This window comes from Nocardioides sp. HB32, assembly GCF_054058995.1.
In genome coordinates, this window is the sequence record NZ_JBSSBS010000001.1 from 2,536,642 (window position 1) to 2,557,264 (window position 20,623).

Sequence of the window (20,623 nt, forward strand, 5' to 3'; positions counted from 1 at the left end):
ATGGGTATCCAGGGCGGCGACCAGCCGCCGCCGGCGCACCGCGACGACGCGCGATGCGGGGTCGGCCCGCTGCCCGCCAGCTGGGGGTTACTCGCCCGTCACCTGCCGGGCAGGGCACACTACGGCGGGTGACGGGTGCATCGGTGGCCGATCGACTCGACGGACAGCACGTTCTGCTCACGGGCGTCACGGGTTTCGTGGGGGAGGCGCTGCTCCGGCTGCTCCTGTCCGAGGTCCCGCGCGCGCGCCTGACGGTGCTGGTCCGCCCGAAGGGCTCGACCACGGCCGAGGCCCGCGTCGCGACGCTGCTCCAGAAGCCGGTCTTCGAGGGGCTCGATGACGCCGCCAGCCGGGTCGAGGTGCTGTCCGGGGACCTCACCGACGTTCCGCCGCTGCCGCCCGACCTGGACGCGGTCGTCCACTGCGCGGGCGACGTGTCGTTCGACCCGCCGGTGGACGAGGGCTTCCGGACCAACGTGGTCGGCACCCGCGACCTCCTGGCGCGGATCCGGGAGACCGGGACCGATCCGCATTACGTGCACATATCGACGGCGTACGTCGCCGGTCGCCGCCGCGGCGTGATCCCCGAGGCACCGGTCGACCACGACGTGGACCTCGAGGCCGAGCTCGCGTGGGGCCTGTCGCAGCGACGCTCGATCGAGCACCAGAGCCGCAGCGCGTTCGTGCTCGAGCGCGAGCGCCGCAAGGCCGAGAAGACCCACAGCCGGGCCGGCCTGCTGACCTCCGCCGCCGCGACCGAGGCCGCGCGCAAGGAGTGGGTGAAGACCGAGCTGGTGCGGGTCGGCACCGAGCGGGCCCGCAGCCTCGGCTGGACCGACTGCTACACGTTCACCAAGGCGCTCGGGGAGCGGGTCGTCGAGGCGTACGCGGTCGACCACCGGGTCTCGATCGTCCGCCCGAGCATCATCGAGTCCGCCCTCGAGAAGCCGTACCCGGGCTGGATCGAGGGCTTCAAGATGGCCGAGCCGCTGATCCTCGCCTACGGACGGGGCGAGCTTCCGGACATGCCCGGCGCGGCGGACACCATCGTCGACATCGTCCCGGTCGACCAGGTCGTGGCCGCGATCGTCGGGGTCCTCGCGCACCCGCCCGAGGCGGGCCGGCCGGACTACTTCCACGTGTCGTCGGGCGACCGGAACCCGCTGACCTTCGGGACGCTGTACCAGAACGTGCGCGCCTACTTCGACGCCCACCCGTTCGTCTCCGGCGACCGCGGCGCGACCCGGCTGCCGGAGTGGCGCTTCCCGGGGTCGCAGACGGTGGAGCGGCTGCTCAGCACCAGCGAGCGCGCCTTCAAGGTGGCCGACTACGTCATCGGTCACGCGCCGCGCAGCGACCGGACGCGCGACCTGGCCCGCAAGCTCGACCAGCAGGGCCGCCGCCTGGAGTTCCTGCGCCGCTACCTCGGGCTCTACCAGGAGTACGCGCAGGCGGAGCTGCAGTTCTCCGACGCGAACACGCTCGCGCTCTACCGGTCGCTCTCGGCGGCCGACCAGGAGGCGTTCGCCTTCGACACCGCCGTCGTGGACTGGAAGGTCTACCTCCAGGACATCCACTGCCCGGCCGTCACCGCGCCGATCCGCCGGCTCGACGAGGTCCGCGCCGCCCGGCGCCGACCGGCCACGACGGCCCCGCGAGCCCTGGTCGAGAAGCCCGACGTCGCGGCCTTCTTCGACATGGACGGCACCCTGCTGTCCTCCAACGTCATCGAGACCTACCTCTGGCTCCGGCTGCGCGAGCTGTCCGGCTCCGAGCGGTTCGCCGAGCTGGCCCGCGTCGCGGCCAGGGTGCCCCTGCTGGTGCAGGCCGAACGCCGCGAGCGCAGCGCGTTCCTCCGCTCGGTCTACCGGGAGTACGACGGCGCCCGGCTGGCCGACCTCGACGCGATCGCCGACGAGCACCTCACCGACCACGTCCTGACCCGGCTGTCGCCGGCCGCGGTGCGCAAGGTCCGGGAGCACCGCGCCGCGGGTCATCGCACCGTCCTGATCACCGGCGCCATCCGGCCGCTGACCCGGCCGCTGCGCCCGCTCTTCGACCACATCGAGGCCGCCGAGCTCGCCGTCGACGACCAGGGCGTGTGCACCGGCTACCTCAGGTCGTCGCCGCTGGTGGGGGAGTCGCGGGCCGCGTGGATGCGGCAGTACGCCGCGGAGCACGGCATCGACCTCGCGGCGTCGTACGGCTATGCGGACTCCCACTCCGACCTGCCGCTGCTGGAGGCTGTCGGCCGGCCGGTCGCCGTACGCCCGGACGTGTCGCTCTACCGGCACGCCCGCAGGAACCGGTGGACGATCGAGGACTGGGCGAGCTCGACCTCCCACACCCGCACCCTCAACCCGGCAGGTGACCGCGCATGATGCTGGCGCTCGAGATGTTCCGGTCGGTGTCGCGCACCATGGCCGGGAAGGCGATCGGTGGCCGGATGCCCGGCGTGCTGTCGGGCTTCGCGGCGCCGCTGCGGCTGGTGACCATCGACGAGCCGCGAGCGGACCGCCCCGGCTGGGCGCGGCTGCGGACCCGGCTCTCCGGCATCTGCGGCTCCGACCTCGGGGCGCTCTCCGGGCGCACCAGCCTGTACTTCTCGGCAGTCGTGTCACTGCCGTTCGTCCCCGGCCACGAGGTGGTCGCCGAGCTGCTCGACGACTGCGAGGACCTGCCCAAGGGCACCCGGGTGGTCGTGGACCCGGTCCTGACCTGCGCGGCCCGCGGCGTCGAGCCGTGCACCGCCTGCAGCTCCGGTCACACCAACCGCTGCGAGCGGATCACCGTCGGGCACCTGGCCCCCGGCCTGCAGACCGGGTTCTGCAAGGACACCGGGGGCGGCTGGGGGCAGCAGCTGGCCGCGCACCGCAGCCAGCTCCACCCGGTCCCGGAGGGCTTCTCGGACGAGCAGGCGATCCTGATCGAGCCCGTCGCGTGCGCGGTCCACACGGCCCTGCGCGCGGGCGTCGGTGCCGGCGACCGGGTGCTGGTCAGCGGCGCCGGCTCGGTCGGGCTGTTCGCGACGCTCGCGCTGCGCGAGCTCACGGACGCCGGCGAGATCATCGTGGTCGCCAAGCACCCGCACCAGAGGGAGCTGGCCCGCGACTTCGGCGCGACCGAGGTGGTCGCGCCCGGCGAGGTGCTCCGGCGGGTCCGCCGGGCGACCGGCGCCTTCCAGCTCGAGCCGCAGTTCTCCTCGCCGTACCTCCTGGGCGGCGTCGACGTCGCGGTCGACGCGGTCGGCAGCAAGCAGTCGCTCGAGACCGCCCTCCAGGCCACGCGGGCCGGCGGGCGGGTCGTGCTGTCCGGGATGCCCGCCCCCGCCGACCTCTCCGCTGCCTGGTTCCGCGAGCTCGAGGTCGTCGGCACCTACGCCTCCGCGCGCTCCGACGACGCGTTCGCGCGGGCGACCGAGCTGGTCGCCACCGACGCCGTCCAGGTGCTCGCCAAGTCCGTCGCCAGCTATCCGCTGCACCGCTGGCGCGAAGCGCTCGACCACGCCCACTCGGCCGGCCGCCTCGGCACGGTCAAAGTCGCCTTCGACCCGAGGAGTTCCTCATGAGTCGCCCCGGATTCGTCCTCGAGGTGGACGACCGCACCCCGCCGCTCGTCGTGCACGAGGGGCTCGGCTTCCGGTTGGAGGACGGCTTCCCCCTGGGGACGCGGGTCGTGTACCCGCCGGAGTCGATCCCCGCCGTGCCGGATGTCGACGCGGCCATCCGCGAGGCCCTGCTGCACCCGGTCGACTCGGACCCGCTGCCCGAGCTGCTGTTCGCCGGGATGCGGCTGACGATCGCCTTCGACGACCTGTCGCTGCCGCTGCCGACGATGAAGGCACCCGACATCCGGGGCCGGATCATCGAGCACGTGCTCACGATGGCGGCCGAGGCCGGCGTCGACGACGTCAAGCTGATCGCGGCCAACGCGCTGCACCGCCGGATGACCGCCGCCGAGCTCAAGCACATCGTGGGGGAGCGGGTGTTCCGCTCGTTCTACCCGCAGGGTGACCTCTACAACTTCGACGCGGAGGACCGCGACGCGCTCGCGCACCTCGGCACGACCGACAAGGGCGAGGACATCGAGATCAGCAAGCGGGCCGCCGAGTCCGACCTGCTGGTCTACGTCAACGTGAACCTGGTCGCGATGGACGGCGGGCACAAGTCCGTCGGCATCGGGCTGGCGTCGTACAAGTCGCTGCGCCACCACCACAACGCCAAGACGATGGTCCAGTCGCGGTCCTTCATGGACCACAAGCACTCGGCGATGCACCACTCGGCGTGGCGGATCGGGCGGGTCATCAAGGACACCGTCAAGGTCTTCCAGATCGAGACCACGCTCAACAACGACGTCTTCCCGAAGCCGTTCGACTTCCTCCAGAAGCGCGAGTGGGAGTGGTCGGTCAAGGACCAGGCGTCGATGCTCGGCGTACGACGCGGACTGGCCGCGGCGCCCCAGCGGCTGCGGCACAAGATGTTCCACGACATGCGCTCGGTCTACGGGCTGACCGGCGTGAACGCCGGCGAGGTCGAGGCCGTGCACGAGCGGACGCTGCAGAAGGTCCACCAGCAGCACCTGGTGGAGGTGCAGGGCCAGTCCGACGTGCTGGTGATGGGTGTGCCGTACCTCGGGCCGTACAACGTGAACTCGTCGATGAACCCGGTCCTGGCGACCTGCATGGGGCTCGGCTACTACTTCAACTCCTACCGGGGGCAGCCGGTCGTCCGGAAGGGCGGCGCGGTGATCCTGTACCACCCGCTGAACGAGGGCTTCAACCAGCTGCACCACCCGTCGTACGTGGACTTCTACGAGGAGGTGCTCGCCGAGTCGACCGACCCGGCGGTGGTCGGGGAGAAGTACGAGCAGCAGTTCGCGGAGGACCCCTGGTACATCCACCTCTACCGGACCTCGCACGCCTACCACGGCGTCCACCCGTTCTACATGTGGTACTGGGCGGCGCACGCGATGGACCACGTCGACGAGGTGATCTGGGTGGGCGCGGACCGGCGGGTGGCGTCGCGGCTCGGCTTCCGGGCCGCCACGACGCTCGCGGACGCCCTCGAGATGGCGTCGGGCACGGTCGGCACGTCCCCGTCGATCACCTACCTGCACAACCCGCCCCACCTGCTGGCGGACGTGCGATGAGCTTCGTCCGCTCCTCCGTCGAGGACGTCCGGCTCGTGTCCCGCGGCTGGCGCTGGGGGCGGCGTCCGCAGGTCCCGCGCTCCGCCGAGGAGTGGGTGCCCGCGGCGCGGTCGACGGTGTTCCGCACGGACTGGTCGCGGCGACGCCCCGCGATGGCCGCGCGCGAGGTCGCCCAGAAGGTCGGCCTCGAGCCGCTGTTCCGCTCGCAGGTGCGGACCCGGGTCGAGGGGCTCGACGTGCTCGATCGCATCGACGGCCCGGTGATCTTCGTCGCCAACCACGTCTCCCACCTCGACACCCCGCTCGTGCTCCTCTCGCTGCCGGACGACTGGCGCCGGCGTACGGCGGTGGCGGCCGCGGCCGACTACTTCTTCGACACCTGGTGGCGGGCGGTCGGCTCGGTGCTGCTGTTCAACACCTTCCCGATCGACCGGCGCGGCGGCTCCCTCGCGGCCACGCCCGGCGAGGTGCTCGCCGACGGCTGGAGCCTGGTGATCTATCCCGAGGGCACCCGCTCGAACGACGGGTGGATGGGCAAGTTCCGGATGGGCGCGGCGTTCCTGGCCAAGGAGCACGGCGTACCTGTCGTGCCCGTCGCGCACCGCGGGACGTTCGCGGCGATGCCACGCGGCCAGGGCTGGCCTTCCCCCGGGCGGCGACAGCTGACCATCCGGTTCGGCGAGCCCCTCGTCTGCGGGGCCGACGAGTCCGTGCGGGAGTTCGCACCCCGGATCAAGGACGCCGTCGCGGCCCTGCTCGACGAGGACCGCACCACGTGGTGGGAGGCCCGTCGCCGGGTCGCCTCCGGCTCGACCCCCGACCCCTCCGGCCCCTCGGTCGCCCAGTGGCGGCGGGTGTGGGAGCAGTCCGAGTCACCGGCTCCCGACGCGCCCGCGCGGAAGCTACGCGCCTGGCGGCGTTGACCACCGCTGGCTCGTTCGGCGTGCGGATTGGTCACCAACCGCAGATTTCGGGGCCGATCGCGTGCGGTTCGTGACCAATCGCGGGGTGCTCCGGGCCGGCGGTGGGATAGCCACCGTTTCGTTGCCGCAAAAGGTGGCTCACGCACCGCCGGGTCGCTCTGGGTCGCTCTGAGCCTGCGGTTTGGTCACCAACCGCGGGGATGGGGACGCGAACCGGGCCACCAGCGGGCGCCTGTGGACGCCTCGCGGGCCGGGTGCCTGGGACGGCAGCAACGACCGCGTGAGAGCACTCTCACCGGCACCTCATGGCCACCTCACCGGGCCCCGGCAACGTCGTCCTCACGCAAGCCAACGAGAGGACTTCATGATGACGACGCTCAAGACCACCACCCTCGGGGCGGCCGGACTCGCCACTGCTGCGCTGATCGCGTGGGGCGCCCCGGCGCTCGCCGACCACGGGTCCGACGACCCGGCCGGCCACGACCAGGCCCCCGGCCAGCACCACCGTCACCACCACGGGCACCACCACGGCCAGCACCACGGTCACGGGGCTGACGACCCCGCCGGCCACGACGCTGGGGACGACCACGGTCGCCACGGGAACGACGACCCGGCCGGCCACGACCTCGGCGACGACCACGGCGACGACCAGGGCCAGGGCGCCGACGACCCGGCCGGCCACGACGTCGGCGACGACCACGGCGACGACCAGGGCCAGGGCGCCGACGACCCGGCCGGCCACGACGTCGGCGACGACCACGGCGACGACCAGGGCCAAGGCGCTGACGACCCGGCCAGCCACGACGTCGGCGACGACCACGGCGACGACCAGGGCCAGGGCGCTGACGACCCCGCCGGCCACGACGCCGGCGACGACAACAGCCACAGCGGTCACGACGAGCACGGCGACGACCACGGCGACCACAGCGGTCACGGCGGCGGCGACGACCACGGCGACGACGACTGACCCGACGACAGGAGCGCGGGAGGGGCTACCGGTTGAACCGGTAGCCCATCCCGCGCACCGTCGCGATCGCCTCGGGCCCGAACTTCCGGCGCAGGTACCCGACGTAGACGTCGACGACGTTCGAGCCGGGGTCGAAGTCCATGCCCCACACGTGGTCGAGGAGCTGTTCGCGGGAGAGCACCTGGCCCGCGTTGACCATGAAGATCTCCGCGAGCGCGAACTCGCGCGCGGACAGGTCCACCTCGCGCTGGCCGACCACGGCGCGCCGGGTCCGTACGTCGAGGCGTACGCCGCCGGACTCGATGACGTCCTCGCGCGGCACGGTGACCCGCTGGTCCTGCCGCAGCCGCAGCCGCACCCGCGCGACCAGCTCCGCGAAGCGGAACGGCTTGGGCATGTAGTCGTCCGCGCCGCCCTCCAGGGCCGAGACCGTGTCGCCCACCGAGTCCCGCGCGGTCAGCACGATCACCGGGACTCGGGAGCCCTGCGCCCGCAGGTGCTCGAGCACCGCGAACCCGTCCATCGTCGGCAGCCCGATGTCCAGCACCACCAGGTCGAAGTCGCCGCTCAGCGCGTGGTCGAGCCCCTCCCGGCCGTCGGCCACGGTCCTGGTCAGGTGCCCCTCGGCACGCAGCCCCTTGGCGACGAAGGACGCGATCCGCTCCTCGTCCTCCACGATCAGGATCCGGGCCACTCGTCCTCCTCCGGCAGCGTGATCACGAACCGGGCCCCCCGCGGCTCGGCGTCCTCGACGGCGACGCTGCCGCCGTGGGCACGGGCGATGGCGCCGACGATCGACAGGCCGAGGCCGAAGCCCTCGTCACCAGGAGGTACGGCGGCGCGTCCGAATCGTTCAAAGATCCGCTGACGATCTGGCGGCGGTACACCGGGCCCGGCGTCACGCACCCACAGCCGGCTCACGCCCTCGCCGTACGACGAGCCGATGGCGACCTGGTCCCCGTCCCTGGTGTGCTTGACGGCGTTGTCGGCCAGCTGGAGCACTGCCTGGGTGAGTCGCTGCTCGTCGGCGACCAGCTTGTGCGCGGCCACCTCGTCCAGCACCCACTCCCGGTCGCCGAGGCCGCGCGCCTTGGTGACCAGGTCGCGGGTCAGCGTCTCGAGGTCGACCTCACGGAGCCGCAGGAAGTCGGGCCGGTCGCTCTTCGCGAGCAGGATCAGGTCGCCCACCAGCCGGGCCATCCGGTCGGTCTCGTCGAGCAGCAGCTCGCGGGTCGCCGTGATCTCCTTGGGGTCGTCCGGGTCGAGGAGCTCGAGGTGGCCGCGCAGCACCGTCAGCGGTGTCTTGAGCTCGTGCCCGGCGTCGTCGAGGAACTGTCGCTGACCGACGAACGCCGCCTCGAGCCGGCCCAGCATCCCGTTGAACGTGCGGGTGAGAGCGGTGATGTCGTCGTTCCCCGTCACCGGAAGCCGCTGGGACAGGTCGGTCTCGGAGATCTCGTCGGCGGTCTCCCGCAGGGTCCGCAGCGGCGAGAGCAGCCGCCCCGACACCCACGCCGCCATCGCGGTCACCAGCAGCAGGGCCAGCGCCGCCACGATCGCATAGGTGCGCATCGTCTCGTGCAGCCCCGACCGCGCACGGTCGAGGAACGTCACGACGACGAGCGCGCCGACCCGATCGCCCTGGCGGACGCTCTGCACGCCGATCTGCAGCTCGCCGAAGTCCGAGTCGAGCCGGGTGCTGCCGTTGGTCGCGAGCAGCGGGCGCACCGCGTCGGCGAGCCAGGCGCTGCGGCTGATCGCGTCCCACTTCGGCGACTGCGCCCCGACGTGGTCGTCCCACCAGCCGATCAGCAGCTCGTCGTCGTCGGGCAGGTTCGTCGCCATGAACTGGCGGACCAGCGCCTCGGGTGCCGCGAACGTGCCCTCGTCCTGGATCGCCCGCAGCTCGGCGAACTCGCCGTCCGCCTGCGCCTGGACCTGCTGGTCCAGCCGCCGCGACTCGATCGTGTAGACGACCACGCCCGCCACCACCAGGCCCGCGAGCACCAGCAGCGCGACGGTCGCGGTGATCCGGACCCGGACCGACGGGCTAGTCCTCACCACCACCGCGCCCGTGGCCGGAGTGGTCGTCGCCGCTGTGGTCGTCGCTGCCGCCGTTGTCGCTGCCGCCGTTGTCGCTGCCGGAGTGGTCGTCGCCGCCGTGGTGGTCCCCACCGTGGTCGTCGTCGAGGTCGTCGTAGCTCGGCGTGATCACCTCTGGCTCGCTCGACTGCGAGGGGGTCGGCGACGGCGAGGGAGACGCCGACCGGGTGGGGTGGGCCTCCCGGATCGTGATGGTGTGGCGTGGCGCCGGGTCGTCGGAGGCCGACGCCGCGAGGGAGCCGGCGACGTACGCCGCCATGGGTACGACGAGCGCGAGTCCGACCAGGACCTTCCACACGGTGCTCATGACACCGACCATCCTCGCCGATGGTGGGGCGATCGTGAGAGCCGGATGAGAGCACTCTCATGCTCGTCGTCCGGTGGGGTACCGGCCGCGGCGTGACCGACCAGAGCGCACCACACCACGACCAGCTGCCCCTGCCCGACTACGACCATCTCCCGATCGGCTCGCTCGAGGGCCGGATCCGTGCCCTCGACGCCGAGGGCGTGGCCGCGCTGCTCGCCTACGAGCGCGAGCACGGCGACCGGCTGCCGGCCGTCAACGTGCTCGAGCGCCGGCTCGAGGGGCTCCGTTCCGGAGACGCCGAGCCGACCGGCGCCGACCCGCTCGCGGAGACGCCGGAGGTGCAGCACGCCCCGCCGACCGGGTCCCCGGTGTCGCCGCAGACCGAGGGTGACCCGGTCAACCCGCCCTCGCACGGTGACCCGACCAACCCTGCTCAGCCGCGCGGCTGAGGGTCACTGGTCCCAGCGGAGCAGGGCGGCGACCGGCTGGTTGCCGAGGGCCGTCCGGCCCGCGACGGTCACGCTCGCGGAGGTGAGGACGGCGGCGGCGACCAACGCGAGGTCGGCGCGAACCGTCTCCTGCGTGCCGATCGACAGGCCACGGTACGTCCGGGGGTCGATCTCCTGCTCGGCCGCGGCCGCGGGATCGATGAGCAGGGTGTCGACCTGTCCACGGACGAACGCCTCCGTGACGTCGTCGATGCCGGCGACGGCCCCTTCGCCGCGGCCCAGCCGCTCGCGGAGCTCGTGCACGCGCCCGAGCCGCCGGGTCACGACCTGCTCCAGCAGCGCCTCGCGGACGGCCTGGGCCTGCGCGTCGTCACCGCCGTCGTCGGCGCGCGAGCCGGTCTCGAGCTCGACCAGCTCCGCCTCCGTGCCGGCCAGCTTGTCGCGGACCAGCCCGCGTGACTGCGGGTCCCCGGCCAGCAGGACCAGCCGGTGCCCGCGGCGCACGTGTCCGACGACCTCGTCGACGACGGCCTCGGCGTTGCGGGCCCAGACGTTCTCGGTGTTGCGTTGGTACCGCAGCGCCGACCACCCGCCCACCGGCACCTGGTGCACGAACCTCTCCTCACCACCGACCGATGCCTCCTCCTCGGCGGCCGGTACGTCGGAGCTGTAGAGCGCCACGTCGCCGCCCTCGTGGTCGACGAGCGCGAGCACGAACGTCACGGCGCTGTCCCGGTGCTCGATCCACCGGGCGAGGTCCGGCAGCGGCGCCCACGTCGCGGTCGGTACGTCGACCCGGGTGCTCGCGAGCTCGTCGTACCCGACGCCGTCCGCGTTGGCGACGACCACCCTCGCCACCGGAGACGGCTGGGCAGGGAGCTCGCCGAGCCGCTCGGCGACGAGGGCGACGACCTTGTCGTCCGCACCCTGGTCGCGGAGCTGCTCACAGGCCGCGCGCACCCGCAGTTCGTGCTCGTGCTCGCCGTTCTCGTTCTCGTGTCCGACGTCGACGAACGCCGTGGCGAACGGGCCGCTGGACTGGAAGAGCTCACTCAGCGTCGAGGTGTCCATGCGGGCCCGGTTTCCCGAAACGGACTGCCGAAAACGGGCCTACAGTGGCCCCATGATCGTCCCGTTCAGCGTCTCGGACTTCCTCGACCGCGCGGTGCAGGTGTACGGCGAGCGGGTCGGTGTCGTCGACGAGCCGGACCAGCCCGCACCCTCTCTCGGCGAGCTCACCTACGCGCAGGTGGGAGCCCGTGCGCGACGGCAGGCGGCGATGCTCGACAAGCTCGGCCTCGAGGTCGGAGACCGGGTCGCGATCGTCAGCCACAACAGCGCGCGGCTGCTGACCTCGTTCTTCGGCGTCTGCGGGTCCGGCCGGGTGCTCGTGCCCGTGAACTTCCGGCTCCGTCCCGACGAGGTGGCGTACATCGTCGAGCACTCCGGCGCCCGGATGCTGCTGGTCGACCCGGAGCTCGAGGACTCCCTGAAGGGCGTCGACGCCGAGTTCAAGTACGTGCTCGGCGACGAGGCCAGCCTGGACGTGCCGGAGGACGCCGAGCCGCGCCCGTGGGAGCCGGACGAGAACGCCACCGCCTGCATCAACTACACCTCCGGGACCACCGCGCGCCCCAAGGGCGTGCAGATCACGCACCGCAACATCTGGGTCAACGCGGTGACGTTCGCGATGCACACCGCGGTCACCGACCGCGACGTCTACCTGCACACGCTGCCGATGTTCCACGCCAACGGCTGGGGGATGCCGTTCGCGATGACCGGGCTCGGCGTGAAGCAGGTGGTGATCCGCAAGATCGACGGCGCCGAGATCCTGCGTCGTGTCGAGCAGCACGGCGTCACCGTCATGTGCGCCGCCCCCGCGGTCGCCGCCGCGGTCCTCGAGGCCGCGCAGTCGTGGGAGGGTCCGATCCCGGGCCGCGACCGGGTCCGCATCATCATGGCCGGGGCTCCGCCGCCGACGAAGACCGTCGCGCGCGTCGAGGAGGAGCTCGGCTGGGAGTTCATCCAGATCTACGGGCTCACCGAGACCTCGCCGCTGCTGACGATCAACCGGTCGCGCGCCGAGTGGGACGACCTCGAGCCGATGGAACGGGCGACGAGGCTGACCCGGGCCGGCGCGCCCGCGCTCGGCGTCCGGCTGGCGATCTCCGAGGACCAGGAGAGTGCCGGCGAGGTGCTCGCCCGGTCCAACGTCGTGCTCGAGGGCTACTGGCAGCAGCCGGAGGAGACCGAGCGGGCGCTGGCCGGTGGCTGGTTCCACACCGGCGACGGCGGCACGATCGGCGACGACGGCTACCTGACGATCTCGGACCGCAAGAAGGACGTCATCATCACCGGCGGCGAGAACGTCTCCTCGATCGAGGTCGAGGACGTGCTGTTCTCCCACCCCGCCGTCGCCGAGGTCGCCGTGATCGGCGTGCCCAGCGAGAAGTGGGGCGAGACCATCAAGGCGCTCGTCGTGCTCGCCGAGGGACAGGAGGCGACCGAGGCCGAGCTGATCGCCTGGTGCAAGGACAAGGCGGCCGGCTACAAGGCGCCCACGACAGTGGAGTTCCGCGAGGAGCTGGCCCGCACCGCGACCGGCAAGCTCCAGAAGTTCAAGCTGCGCGAGCAGTACTGGAAGGGTTACGAGCGCCAGGTCAACTAGCCAGCGTCGACTGGCCGTAGCCTGACGCCCATGCCCGCGCTCAAGGACGTCGTCGACCTGCTGCACGGGTGGTACCCGCCCGCGACCGCGGACTCCTGGGACGCCGTCGGCCTGGTCCACGGGCACCCGGGCGCGCGCGTCGACAAGGTGCTGTTCGCCGTCGACCCGGTCCTGCCCGTCGCCCGCGAGGCCGCCGACTGGGGCGCGGACCTGCTGGTCGTCCACCACCCGCTGTTCCTCAAGCCGGTGCACGGCTTCGCCGCGACCACCCCGAAGGGCCGCACGCTCGCCACGCTCGCCGGTGCCGACTGCGCACTGCTCACCGCGCACACGAACGCCGACCAGGCGGCCTCGGGGGTGTCCGAGTCCCTCGCGCTGGCGCTCGGCCTGAGCGACCTCGAGCCGATCCTGCCGGCGCCCGAGGGCCCGCGCGACAAGCTCACCGTGTACGTCCCGGTGGCGTCCGCGGACCGGCTTCGCGACGTGCTCGCCTCGGCCGGCGCGGGACGGATCGGCGACTACGACCATGCGTCGTTCTCGACCCCCGGGCAGGGCCGGTTCCGCCCGTTGGACGGCGCCAGCCCCGCGATCGGCGCAGTGGACGAGATCGAGACCGTCGCCGAGGAGCGCGTCGAGGTGGTGCTGCCGCGGACGCTGCGCGCGCACGTCGTCGCGGCGATGCTCGCCGCCCACCCGTACGAGGAGCCGGCGTACGACGTGGTCGAGCTCGCCGGCGCCGGGCTCGCCGAGACCGGCACCGGCCGGGTCGGCAACCTGGCTCCGACCACGCTGCGCGAGTTCGCCGCACGCGTCGCGGGGGCGCTGCCCGAGACGGCGCACGGCGTGCGGGTGGCGGGCAGTCGGGACCGGCCGGTGCGGCGGGTCGCGGTCTGCGGGGGAGCGGGCGACTTCCTCCTCGACACGATGGCGGGGACCGACGCGGACGTGTACCTGACCAGCGACCTGCGCCACCACCCGGCGAGCGAGTTCGTCGAGCGGGACGGGCCGGCGCTCGTCGACGTCGCCCACTGGGCGGCGGAGTGGACCTGGCTGCCGGTGGTGGAGGCGCGGCTGCGTTCGGCGCTGGGCGATACGGTGGAGACGCGCGTGAGCACGCTCCGCACCGATCCCTGGACGTTCCGACTCTGAACGACCGCACGAACCCACCCCGAGGAGAACCCGCTGAAAGCCGATCCCGCCGCCCAATTGAAGCTCCTCGACGTGCAGGAGCTCGACGCCCGCGCCGACCAGCTGCGGCACCAGCGGGCCACGCTGCCGGAGATCAACGAGATCGCCACGCTGCAGGGCAAGCGCACCGACGTGGAGAACCTGGCCCGCGACGCACGGATCGTGGTCGACGACCTTGCCGTCGAGCAGCAGAAGGTGGACGTCGACGTCGAGGCCGTCCGCGCCCGGCGCACCCGTGACCGGGACCGGATGGACCAGGGCCTGGTGTCCAACCCCAAGGACCTGGAGCGGATGCAGCACGAGCTCGAGTCGCTCGAGCGGCGGATCTCCAGCCTCGAGGACGACGAGCTGGACCTGATGGAGAAGCTCGAGGAGGCACAGGCCGAGCTCACCAAGCTCGAGGCGATGGTCGCCGAGGCGGACGAGCAGATCGCCGCCCTCTCGGCGACCCGCGACGAGAAGCTGGCGGGCCTCGACGAGGAGCTGGCCAGGGTGAGCGCCGAGCGCGGCCCGGCCGTCGACGGACTGCCCGCCGACCTGCTCGCTCTCTACGACCGGCTGCGCGAGCAGAAGGGCGGCGTGGGTGCCGCGGAGCTGCGCGCCCGCCAGTGCACCGGCTGCCGGCTCAGCATCGACGCGTCCGAGCTCGGCCGGATCCGCGGGCTGGCGGAGGACGAGGTGGTCCGCTGCGAGGAGTGCCAGCGGATCCTGGTGCGCACCGCCGAGTCCGGGCTGTGACGCCCGCTCGCCGATGACCCGGGTCATCATCGAGGCCGACGGCGGGTCGCGCGGCAACCCCGGCCCGGCGGCGTACGGCGCGGTGCTCAAGGACGCCGACACCGGCGCGGTGATCGCCGAGGAGGGCACCACGATCGGCGTCGCGAGCAACAACGTCGCGGAGTACTCCGGGCTGATCGCCGGCCTGCGGCTGGCGCGGGAGCTCACGCCGGACGCCGACATCGAGGTCCGGATGGACTCCAAGCTCGTCGTCGAGCAGATGTCCGGGCGCTGGAAGATCAAGCACCCCGACATGCGGCCGCTGGCGACCGTGGCGACCAGCCTCGCGCCGTTCGGCACGACGTACACCTGGGTGCCGCGCGAGCAGAACAAGCACGCCGATCGGCTCGCCAACGAGGCGCTCGACGGCAAGCGCAGTGGCGTCACCGTCGCAGGTGCACCCGCACCCGCACCCGCGCCGACGCCGGAGCCCCGCGGCTGGGCGCCCGCCGGTACGTCCACCACGGTGGTGCTGGTGCGGCACGGCGTCACGGCGCACACCGTCGAGAAGCGGTTCTCCGGCGGCTTGGCCAGCGCCAACCCGGGGCTGAGCGACGACGGCCGCGACCAGGTCCGGGCCGTCGGGGAGTGGCTGCGGCCGATCGCCGAGAAGATCGGGGCGGCGGTCTCCTCGCCGGTCCGCCGGACGCTGGAGTCCGCCGAGATCCTCGGCGCCGTGCTGGGGCACGAGGTGGAGGTGGAGCCGGGCTTCGCGGAGATGGAGTTCGGGACCTGGGACGGGATGACGTTCGCAGAGGTGGGCGAGCGGCACCCCGAGGACCTGGAGGCCTGGCTCGGCTCGCTGGACGTGGCGCCGGGCGGCGGCGAGTCGTTCCGCGTGGTGCAGAAGCGGGTGCTCGCCGGCCTCGAGCGGGTGCTGGCCGAGCACGCGGGCCGGACGGTCGTCGTGGTCAGCCACGTGACCCCGATCAAGACGATCGTCGCGCACGCGCTCGACGCACCGCTGGAGTCGGTGTTCCGGATGGAGCTCTCGCCGGCGTCGATCACCGTGGTGTCGTGGTACGACGACCGCCCGTCGATGCGGATGTACAACGCGCTGCCGCCGGGGAACGACGTGTTCTCGGCCGGCGCGACGCGCTGGTGACTACAGCTCGCTGACCACCACGTCGAGGCAGCCCCGGTCCTCCTCGACGACCCAGCCGAGGTCGCGCAGCGTCTCGGCCAGCTTCGCCGGCGTGCGCGGGTCGGCGCCGGCCTCGAGCAGCGCCCGGACGATGCGGCCCTTGGTCGCCTTGTTGAAGTGGCTGACCACCTTGCGCGTCCCCTGGTGCTCGTGGAGGACCCGCACCGAGGTGCTGCGCACCCCCGCCGGCCGCCAGAAGCCCACGTAGGTCCCGCTGCGCAGGTCCACCAGCAGCCCGCCGCCGACGGCGTCGGTGACGACCGGGCCCAGGTGCTCCCGCCAGGTCGCGGCCACGCCGCCGAGGCCCGGGAGGGAGGCGTCGCCGGAGAGGCGGTACGCCGGGATCCGGTCGCTCGGCCGCACCAGCCCGAACAGGCTGGAGGTGACCGCGAGCCGCGCCGTGGCGCGCCGCTTCGCTGCGGGGGAGAGGGTCGGGACGCCGAGGGCGTCGTACAGGACCCCCGTGTAGACGCGGTCCGCCCGCTGGGTCGGTGCGGTGCGCAGCGTGCGGTTCAGCGCGACCAGGTCGAGCTGCGTCGTACCGATCCCGAGGGTCTTCGCCGCGACCTCCGGGTCGCCCTCGCACAGGTCGACCAGCGCGTCGAGGACCCGCTCGCGCGCCGGGTTGAGGGCCGGGAAGTCGAGGTCGGCGAGGACGAGCGGCTTGCCGCGTCGGGCCGCGGCCTTGCCCTCGCTGGGCGGCAGCAGGATGAGCACCGGAGGAGTCTCCCAGAGGCGTCCCGACCGCTCGTCGGCGAGCAGGCATGTTCGGGTGTCCGTTCCGGTTACTGTGCCGGTATGCCGAGCAACCGCGTGGTCCGGATCCGCTCCGTCCGCGACGAGGTCGCTGCCGAGGCGCTCCGCGCCGGCGTCGCCAGGATCCAGGCCGAACTCGACGTGTCGCCGTCCTTCCCGCCCGACGTGGAGGCGGCCGCTGCCGCCGCGGCCCGGGCCCCTCGGCTGCCGGAGCTCGACCGAACCGACCTCGAGCTGCTGACGATCGACCCCGACGGGGCTCGCGACCTCGACCAGGCGATGCACCTCGAGCGGGACGGCGAGGGGTTCGTCGTCCACTACGCGATCGCGGACGTCGCCGCGTTCGTCGCGCCGGGCGACCCGGTCGACGTGGAGGCCAACCGCCGCGGCGAGACGCTGTACGGCGCCGACGCCAAGGTGCCGCTGCATCCCACGGTGCTCAGCGAGGACGCCGCCTCCCTGCTACCCGACCAGGTCCGGCCGGCCCTGCTCTGGACGATCCGGCTCCGCGCGGACGGCGGCCGCACCGACGTCCACGTCGAGCGGGCGCTGGTGCGCTCGCGCCGGCAGCTGACGTACGTCGAGGCGCAGCGGGCGCTCGACGACGGCACGGCGTCGGAGACGCTGATGCTGCTGCGCGAGGTCGGCGAGGCCCGGATCCACCGCGAGGCCGTGCGCGGCGGGGTGTCGCTGCCGCTGCCCGAGCAGGAGGTGGACGTCCAGGGGCCGGACTGGCGCCTCGAGTTCCGCGAGCAGCTCCCGGTCGAGCGGTGGAACGCACAGATCTCGCTGCTCACCGGGTTCGCGGCCGCCGACCTGATGCTCTACGCGCGGGTCGGGCTGCTGCGCACCCTCCCGCCGCCGGACCCGCGCGACGTCCAGCGCCTGCACCGCACCGCCCGGGCGCTCGGTATCGACTGGCCCGCGGAGCAGGTGTACGCCGACTTCGTCCGCTCCCTCGATCCCGCGCGGGCGTCGCACGCCGCGATGGTCAACGCCTGCACCCGGCTGCTCCGCGGCAGCGGCTACGTCGCCTTCGACGGCGAGACCCCGGAGGACCCGCAGCACGCCGCGCTGGCCTCGGAGTACGCCCACGTCACGGCCCCGCTGCGCCGCCTCGGCGACCGGTACGCCGGCGAGGTCTGCCTCGCCCTCTGCGCCGGCACCGAGGTGCCGGACTGGGTGCGGGGGGCGCTGCCCGGCCTGCCGAAGACGCTGCAGGCCTCGGCCCAGCGCGCGCACACCTACGAGGCGGCCGTGCTCGACCTCGTCGAGGCGGGGACCCTGCAGCACGACGTGGGCCGGGAGTTCGCCGGCGTCGTCGTGGACGTCGACGACAAGGACCCGCGCCGCGGCGTGGTCGTGCTCCAGGACCCGGCGGTGGAGGCCCGGGTCGTCTCCTCGGCGCCGCTGCCGCTCGGCACCGATGTCCGCGTGCGCCTGGCCGTGGCGGACGTCGGGACGCGGAAGGTGGAGTTCGAGCTGGTCACGCCTGCGGGTCGATGAGGATCTTCGCGTGCCGCTCGGCGGTGCCCAGGGTCTCGAACGCCTCCGCCACGCCGGCCAGGCCGACGACGTCCGTCACGAGCGGCCGCGGGTCGACCGTCCCGTCCGCGACCAGGTGCAGCGTCTCGCGGAACTCGACCGGGTCGTAGCAGAACGAGAACCGCAGGTCGAGCTCCTTGTTCACGGCCATCGTCGGCCGGAACGTGTCGGGCTCCATGCACACGCCGACCACGACCACGCGGGACAGGAACGGCGCGTGCGTGACGATGTCGTCGATGACGCCGGGCACGCCGACGCACTCGAAAACCACCGGCCCGCTGGGCGTGAGCCCGAGGCGCTGGGCCGCCTTGATCACCGACCACCACGGCAGCCGGGGGATCCGCCGCAGCTGGTGCATCGCGTCCAGTCCCTCGCCGAACAGCGTGGTCGCGCTGGTGACGACGCCCTTCTCCGCGGCGAGGAGACCCCACTGCTCACCCGGCTCGACGACCACGTCCGCGCCGCAGGCGGTGGCCAGCTCGCGGCGACCGGCTGAGAAGTCACTGGCGATCACCCGTCGTACGCCGGCGGCCTTGAGCATCAGGATCACGGCGAGCCCGATCGGCCCGCAGCCGACGACGACCGCCACGTCCTTCTTGCCGACGTCGCCGCGGTTGACGGCGTGCCGGGCCACGGCGAGCGGCTCGGTGAGCGCGGCCAGGTCGGGGTCGAGCCCGTCTGGCACCGGCATCGCGGCGTCCTCGGCGACCAGCACGTACTCGGCGTACGCGCCCGGTGCGTGCGGTGACAGCCCGGTCATCTGGATCTTGTCGCCGTCCCTGAGCAGCGGCAGCGCCACCAGTGGCTGCCCGACCGCCCAACGCTCACGGCAGCCCGGGCCGTAGGTGTCGACGGTGCCGGTGAACTCGTGGCCGAGCACCACCGAGTGCCGGCGTCGCATGAAGTCCGGGTAGCCGACCTCCGCCGCGACGTCCGCCGTGGCGTCCGCGTTGTGCCGGGCGTGCAGGTCCGACCCGCAGATCCCGGCCCGGGTGACCCGGAGGCGGACCTGGCCACGACCGGGCTCGGGCATCGGGAGCTCGCTGACCTCGAGCACTCCCTCGTGGACGGTGACGGCTCTCATACGGCCACCCTATTTGAGCCTCGCCGGACCTGGGTACCGGGAGCCGGTGACGACGACGCCCGCACCGGCTCGGACCCCGCGTGCCGTGGGGCCGGACGCGCTGCGCCTCCTCGGCCTGGTCGCGATCGTCGTCGGGCACGCCGTACCGGATCCGGTGGTGCGCGAGGTGATCTACCCGTGGCACGTCGCGGTGTTCTTCTTCCTCGCCGGCTACCTCTGGAAGCCCGGCCGCACGGTTGCTGACGAGGTGGGCCGGCGGTGGCGGTCGCTGCTGGTGCCCTACTTCGCCTGGGCCGCGATCATCGCGGGTCCACTGCTGGTCTTCGACCACGTGACGGGGTCGGCCGACGTCGGGGACCGCATCTCCGGCTTCGTCCACGGCGGCACCTACCTGCTGAACCCGTACCTGGCGTACTGGTTCCTGTGCGCCCTGTTCGTCGCGGCCGTGCTCTACCGGGTGCTGGACACCCTCCTCGGCGGTCACAGCACCCTGGTGATCTCCGCGCTCGTGCTCCCGCTGACGTTCGTCGACGACCACATCGCGACCATCCCGTACGCCGTCGGTGTCGGTGGGATGGCGATCTTCTTCGTCAGCGCGGGCCGTGTTGTCCGGGACCACCGCGCCTGGCTCACCCGGCTCTGGCCGTTCGCGCTCGTCGCCGGGGCCGCGCTCGTCGCGACCGGCCTCTCGAAGCCGCTCAACATGAAGGCGGGGGACTGGGGCACGCCCGTCCTCAGCTTCCTCGTCGCCGTGCTCCTCAGCGCCGGGCTGCTCGGCCTCAGCGAGTTCGTCTTCCGCCACGGCGGCCCGGCCTGGATCTCCCGGGCGGCGTCCCTCGGCCTGATCCTGGTGCTGACCCACGCCGTCCCGCTGTACCTGACCGACTACGACCTGCCCCGGTGGGCGCTGCTGACGAGCGCCCTGGCCTTCGGCTCCCTGATGGCCTACCTGGCCCGCCACACGCCGGCGCTCGGCGGATCCCGGCCGGTGCCCGCCTCCCAGCCTGCGCCCGAGCCGGAGCGGACTACCGTCAACGCATGACCGCGCTGATCGGACGCCGCGGCATTGGCGGGTTCTACCTGCTGCACCACCACCCGTGGCTGGTCGTGCTCGCCCTCGTGGTCGTGGTGGCGGTGGTCATGCTCCTCCAGCGCCGGCGCTGAGCCGGGCTGACGCGGACGGGCTGGCCTGTAGGCCGGGTTCTGTACGCCGAAGCGTGGCGACCATCCATCTACGAGCGCCGTTGCCGACGCCCTCCAGCGGTCTACCCGCGCACTCGGGCGGGCCGCCCTCGAACGTGCGCGCGTCCGGTGCGAGCACCGAACTTCTTGACCTTGCTCCAGGTGGGGTTTGCCGAGCCGGCCGGGTCGCCCCGGTCGCTGGTGGGCTCTTACTCCACCGTTTCACCCTTACCCCTCTCGTCGAGACGGGAGGGGCGGTCTGTTCTCTGTGGCACTTTCCCGCGGGTTGCCCCGGGTGGGTGTTACCCACCACCTTGCCCTGTGGAGCCCGGACCTTCCTCGGGGAGTTGCCTCCACGCGGTCGCCCGGCCAGCCCATCCGC

At 72.9% G+C, this 20,623-nt stretch carries 19 protein-coding genes and 1 other RNA gene; 13 read left to right on the forward strand and 7 right to left on the reverse strand.

What is annotated here, in order from left to right; genetic code table 11:
- The first annotated feature begins 143 nt into the window (after positions 1-143).
- The 5 genes from ACVW2K_RS12835 to ACVW2K_RS12855 all read left to right on the forward strand — a co-directional run bounded on the left by ACVW2K_RS12835 (position 144) and on the right by ACVW2K_RS12855 (position 7,038).
- Entirely contained in the window at positions 144-2,381 is a 2,238-nt protein-coding gene (locus tag ACVW2K_RS12835) for an HAD-IB family hydrolase (RefSeq protein ID WP_457202778.1), read from the forward strand.
- The gene (locus ACVW2K_RS12840) at positions 2,381-3,568 is read left to right on the forward strand and encodes a zinc-dependent alcohol dehydrogenase (RefSeq protein WP_457204067.1); all 1,188 of its coding nucleotides are present in this window, start codon (positions 2,381-2,383) and stop codon (positions 3,566-3,568) included. The genes ACVW2K_RS12835 and ACVW2K_RS12840 overlap by 1 nt, the downstream gene beginning before the upstream one ends.
- On the forward strand, positions 3,565-5,148 hold the full coding sequence (locus ACVW2K_RS12845; protein WP_028636956.1) for a lactate racemase domain-containing protein: 1,584 nt from the start codon (positions 3,565-3,567) through the stop codon (positions 5,146-5,148). The genes ACVW2K_RS12840 and ACVW2K_RS12845 overlap by 4 nt, the downstream gene beginning before the upstream one ends.
- Positions 5,145-6,071, forward strand: a complete 927-nt coding sequence (locus ACVW2K_RS12850) for a lysophospholipid acyltransferase family protein (RefSeq protein ID WP_457202779.1) — start codon at positions 5,145-5,147, stop codon at positions 6,069-6,071. Before ACVW2K_RS12845 ends, ACVW2K_RS12850 begins: the two co-directional genes overlap by 4 nt.
- Before the next feature lie 367 nt (positions 6,072-6,438).
- Entirely contained in the window at positions 6,439-7,038 is a 600-nt protein-coding gene (locus ACVW2K_RS12855) for a hypothetical protein (protein WP_457202780.1), read from the forward strand.
- Between the two features lie 25 nt (positions 7,039-7,063).
- On the opposite strand, the gene ACVW2K_RS12860 is transcribed toward ACVW2K_RS12855, so the two are convergent.
- From ACVW2K_RS12860 to ACVW2K_RS12870, 3 genes are read right to left on the reverse strand one after another with little or no spacing between them, the layout of a single operon-like run.
- Positions 7,064-7,732 (reverse strand): response regulator transcription factor, encoded by a 669-nt coding sequence (locus ACVW2K_RS12860; protein ID WP_028636953.1) that lies wholly within the window; start codon positions 7,730-7,732, stop codon positions 7,064-7,066.
- The gene (locus ACVW2K_RS12865) at positions 7,717-9,102 is read right to left on the reverse strand and encodes an ATP-binding protein (protein WP_457202781.1); all 1,386 of its coding nucleotides are present in this window, start codon (positions 9,100-9,102) and stop codon (positions 7,717-7,719) included. The genes ACVW2K_RS12860 and ACVW2K_RS12865 overlap by 16 nt, the downstream gene beginning before the upstream one ends.
- On the reverse strand, positions 9,089-9,448 hold the full coding sequence (locus ACVW2K_RS12870; protein ID WP_231496166.1) for a hypothetical protein: 360 nt from the start codon (positions 9,446-9,448) through the stop codon (positions 9,089-9,091). Before ACVW2K_RS12870 ends, ACVW2K_RS12865 begins: the two co-directional genes overlap by 14 nt.
- A 92-nt stretch (positions 9,449-9,540) precedes the next feature.
- Here ACVW2K_RS12870 and ACVW2K_RS12875 point away from each other — a divergent pair, with 92 nt between their 5' ends.
- A complete protein-coding gene (locus tag ACVW2K_RS12875; protein ID WP_028636950.1) occupies positions 9,541-9,897 on the forward strand; it encodes a hypothetical protein in 357 nt (118 codons plus the stop codon).
- 3 nt (positions 9,898-9,900) lie between these two features.
- Here ACVW2K_RS12875 and ACVW2K_RS12880 read toward each other — a convergent pair whose 3' ends face one another.
- Positions 9,901-10,968: a baeRF2 domain-containing protein gene (locus tag ACVW2K_RS12880; protein WP_028636949.1), complete on the reverse strand. Its 1,068-nt coding sequence runs from the start codon at positions 10,966-10,968 to the stop codon at positions 9,901-9,903.
- A 52-nt stretch (positions 10,969-11,020) separates the two neighbouring features.
- On the opposite strand from ACVW2K_RS12880, the gene ACVW2K_RS12885 reads away from it, so the two are divergent.
- The 4 genes from ACVW2K_RS12885 to ACVW2K_RS12900 all read left to right on the forward strand — a co-directional run bounded on the left by ACVW2K_RS12885 (position 11,021) and on the right by ACVW2K_RS12900 (position 15,635).
- The gene (locus ACVW2K_RS12885) at positions 11,021-12,565 is read left to right on the forward strand and encodes an AMP-binding protein (protein ID WP_028636948.1); all 1,545 of its coding nucleotides are present in this window, start codon (positions 11,021-11,023) and stop codon (positions 12,563-12,565) included.
- Positions 12,566-12,595: 30 nt separating this feature from the next.
- On the forward strand, positions 12,596-13,714 hold the full coding sequence (locus tag ACVW2K_RS12890; protein WP_457202782.1) for a Nif3-like dinuclear metal center hexameric protein: 1,119 nt from the start codon (positions 12,596-12,598) through the stop codon (positions 13,712-13,714).
- Positions 13,715-13,786: 72 nt separating this feature from the next.
- Positions 13,787-14,491, forward strand: a complete 705-nt coding sequence (locus ACVW2K_RS12895; protein ID WP_051549044.1) for a zinc ribbon domain-containing protein — start codon at positions 13,787-13,789, stop codon at positions 14,489-14,491.
- A 13-nt stretch (positions 14,492-14,504) separates the two neighbouring features.
- Positions 14,505-15,635, forward strand: coding sequence for a bifunctional RNase H/acid phosphatase (locus tag ACVW2K_RS12900; protein WP_457202783.1), 1,131 nt, complete (start codon positions 14,505-14,507; stop codon positions 15,633-15,635).
- Here the strand turns inward: ACVW2K_RS12900 and yaaA are convergent, their stop codons facing one another.
- Entirely contained in the window at positions 15,636-16,391 is a 756-nt protein-coding gene (gene yaaA, locus ACVW2K_RS12905) for a peroxide stress protein YaaA (protein WP_028636944.1), read from the reverse strand.
- An 81-nt stretch (positions 16,392-16,472) separates the two neighbouring features.
- Here yaaA and ACVW2K_RS12910 point away from each other — a divergent pair, with 81 nt between their 5' ends.
- Positions 16,473-17,936, forward strand: a complete 1,464-nt coding sequence (locus tag ACVW2K_RS12910; protein WP_028636943.1) for an RNB domain-containing ribonuclease — start codon at positions 16,473-16,475, stop codon at positions 17,934-17,936.
- Here the strand turns inward: ACVW2K_RS12910 and ACVW2K_RS12915 are convergent.
- The gene (locus ACVW2K_RS12915) at positions 17,917-19,059 is read right to left on the reverse strand and encodes a zinc-binding dehydrogenase (protein WP_457202784.1); all 1,143 of its coding nucleotides are present in this window, start codon (positions 19,057-19,059) and stop codon (positions 17,917-17,919) included. The two genes, ACVW2K_RS12910 and ACVW2K_RS12915, sit on opposite strands and share 20 nt — an antisense overlap.
- A 46-nt stretch (positions 19,060-19,105) precedes the next feature.
- Between ACVW2K_RS12915 and ACVW2K_RS12920 the strand changes: the two genes are divergently transcribed.
- Positions 19,106-20,101, forward strand: coding sequence for an acyltransferase family protein (locus tag ACVW2K_RS12920; protein ID WP_155992014.1), 996 nt, complete (start codon positions 19,106-19,108; stop codon positions 20,099-20,101).
- The gene (locus ACVW2K_RS12925; RefSeq protein WP_269320324.1) at positions 20,098-20,223 is read left to right on the forward strand and encodes a hypothetical protein; all 126 of its coding nucleotides are present in this window, start codon (positions 20,098-20,100) and stop codon (positions 20,221-20,223) included. The genes ACVW2K_RS12920 and ACVW2K_RS12925 overlap by 4 nt, the downstream gene beginning before the upstream one ends.
- A gap of 12 nt (positions 20,224-20,235) precedes the next feature.
- On the opposite strand, the gene rnpB is transcribed toward ACVW2K_RS12925, so the two are convergent.
- An RNA gene (gene rnpB, locus ACVW2K_RS12930) (RNase P RNA component class A) lies at positions 20,236-20,618 on the reverse strand.
- Positions 20,619-20,623 lie beyond the last annotated feature (5 nt).